At 68.9% G+C, this 678-nt stretch carries 1 protein-coding gene; it reads left to right on the top strand.

Features of this window, described 5'->3' with window-relative positions; all coding sequences use genetic code 11:
• On the top strand, positions 1-678 hold a 678-nt coding region (locus MKK68_RS01065), incomplete at both ends, for a GGDEF domain-containing protein (protein WP_244027804.1).

Here is a 678-nt window from a genome sequence, read left to right as displayed (position 1 = left end):
CAGGGTTGGATCGCGACGATCGAGGACGTCAGCGCGCGCAAGGCCAGCGAGGCGCGCGCCGACGAGGCGGCACGCCAGGATCCGCTCACCGGCTTGCCGAACCGGCTGCTCCTGCAGGAACGACTCTCCGAGGCCCTCGTGCGCCTCCATCGCAACGGCGAGAAGTGCGCGCTTCTCCTCGTCGACCTCGATCGCTTCAAGCCCGTCAACGACACGCTCGGCCACCCGGTCGGCGACGCGCTCCTGAAGAAGGTCGCCGATCGGTTGCGCTCAACTGTGCGGCCCACCGATACCGTGGCGCGGATCGGCGGCGACGAGTTCGTCATCCTGCAGACTGGCGTCCGTGAAGCCAGCGACACGCAGGCCCTGGCCCGGCGCCTCGTTGACCTGATCGGCCGAACCTACATGATCGACGGGCACCTCCTGACGATCGGGGCCAGCGTCGGCGTCGCCCTGGCGCCCAGTGATGGAGATAGCGACGAAACGCTCCTGAAGAACGCCGACCTGGCCCTGTACCGTGCCAAGCTCGACGGACGTGGCACGTACCGCTTCTTCGAGCCCGAGATGGACGCGCGCATGCAGGCGCGCCGCCGGCTGGAGCTCGACATGCGTCAGGCGCTCGCCCGCCGCGAGTTCCAGCTGCACTACCAGCCGCAGATGCAGCTCGACGGCGATCGG

This window comes from Methylobacterium sp. E-016, assembly GCF_022829745.1.
Taxonomy (GTDB): Bacteria; Pseudomonadota; Alphaproteobacteria; order Rhizobiales; family Beijerinckiaceae; genus Methylobacterium.
This window is presented reverse-complemented; position numbering and strand designations above follow the sequence as displayed.